The organism is Virgibacillus sp. 7505, assembly GCF_002272135.1.
Classification (GTDB): domain Bacteria; phylum Bacillota; class Bacilli; order Bacillales; family Amphibacillaceae; genus Terribacillus.
This window is the reverse complement of sequence record NZ_NPBF01000002.1, coordinates 1-1,653: the sequence shown is the minus strand read 5'-3', so window position 1 is coordinate 1,653 and position 1,653 is coordinate 1. Positions and strand designations below refer to the sequence as shown.

Annotated in this window: 1 protein-coding gene; it reads left to right on the top strand. The window is 29.6% G+C overall.

Going from position 1 to position 1,653, the window contains the following annotated elements:
• The first annotated feature begins 101 nt into the window (after window positions 1-101).
• Complete coding sequence (locus CHH91_RS00020; protein WP_095220853.1) at window positions 102-1,565, top strand: lipopolysaccharide biosynthesis protein; 1,464 nt, start codon at window positions 102-104, stop codon at window positions 1,563-1,565.
• The last annotated feature ends 88 nt before the right edge of the window (window positions 1,566-1,653 follow it).

The window sequence follows — 1,653 nt, the reverse complement described above, 5'->3', positions numbered from 1 at the left end:
TTCTTTAAGAAAAAATGGTTACGAATCTGTGAAACGCAATTTTAGTATGAAAATCAACACAGAAAAAATAAGAGAATTGCTTAATTGAAAGGATATCTTTTATGAATTTTCTAAGTAATAGTGTCTGGTCTCTTATTAATAAAGTTGGAGTTCAACTATTAACTGTAATAGCAAATTTAATTCTAGCTAATTTATTATATCCAGAAATATTTGGTGTACTAGGAATGGCATTAGTATTCTCATCTTTTGCTTTAATCATCCAAGAAGCCGGTTTAAGTTCATATATTGTTTATAAAGAAAAATTAACAAGTAAGGATATAACAACTTCATTCTGGTTAAATATTATTTTATCCTCTATTTTTACAATTACCCTATTTTTAGGTGCAGATAAAGTAGGCGAATTCTACGAATCCAAAGAAGTAATAATAATACTACATTTATTAGGTATAGGATTATTTTTAGGATCGTTTGGTATAACGAGTAGAGCCCTGTTGGTGAAAAACGGAAAATTTAAAGGTATAGCTTTGATTGATTTGATATCTGAACTAACTTCCAGTATTGCATCCATTGTTTTTGCAGTCATTGGTCAGGAAATACTAGCAATAACTTCTAGATTTATAATAAAGCCACTCCTACAGAGTTTAATGTTACTTATAAATGGTAGAAAGATGGTGTTTGGACGTCTGTATTTCTCTAGTATTAGAGAATTACTACCATTTAGCATTAGAATCCTAAGTGCAAGGATTTTCAATTATATTAATAAAAATATAGATTATTTGCTAATTGGAAAGCTTCTTGGACCAAGAGAATTAGGTTTGTATACATTAGCATTTCAGTGGAGCATGATAGTGCGTGAACATATTTCAGGAGCAATATTGCAAGTCACTTTTAGTCATATATCAAAGTTAAATAATAGTAGGGATAAAGTGGGTAAACTTTATTTGAATGTTATAAGGTATGTATCAACAGTTACGTTCCCTCTAAGTTTAGGCTTAATGGCCTGTGCACCTGAATTCGTTAATGTATTTTATGGAAATAAATGGCAAGAAGCAATTATAGTATTAGAGATACTATGTTTGATTGGGGCTATAACTTCGATAGGTACTATTGGAGGAGCAGTTTTTGAGGGTCTTGGAAAAGCAGGAATAGAGATGAAACTAAGTTTTGTCTCATTAATTTGTTATGGCGTATGTATCATTTATGGAGCAAACTTCGGAATAATTGGCGTGTCACTAGGTCTATTATTAAGCACAGTAATCGTTGATTTAATAAAGGGGATCTTAGTACTTAGACTCATAAAAGTAAAATTATATATTTTTGTAAAGTCTTTACTTCCTAGTGTTATAAGTTCGATACTGATGATCATATCTATTTATATTTACAAATCTTTCGTTGAATTTACTGATTCAATCACTCTTATAAGTGAGATTCTTATAGGAATTATAATTTATTTATCTTCGTTAAACATGCTGGATAAAGAATTAAGTAAAAAAATAAGGTTATCACTTAAGAATAGACTCAACAAAAAAAGATTCGAAAAAAATGAGAGCAAGGGTGTAAGCTGATGAGAATTTTACATATAGGTGAATATGTAAAAGGAGGTGTAGCAACCTATTTAGATAACGTCTTAAATTATCAAACACATAGTTATGA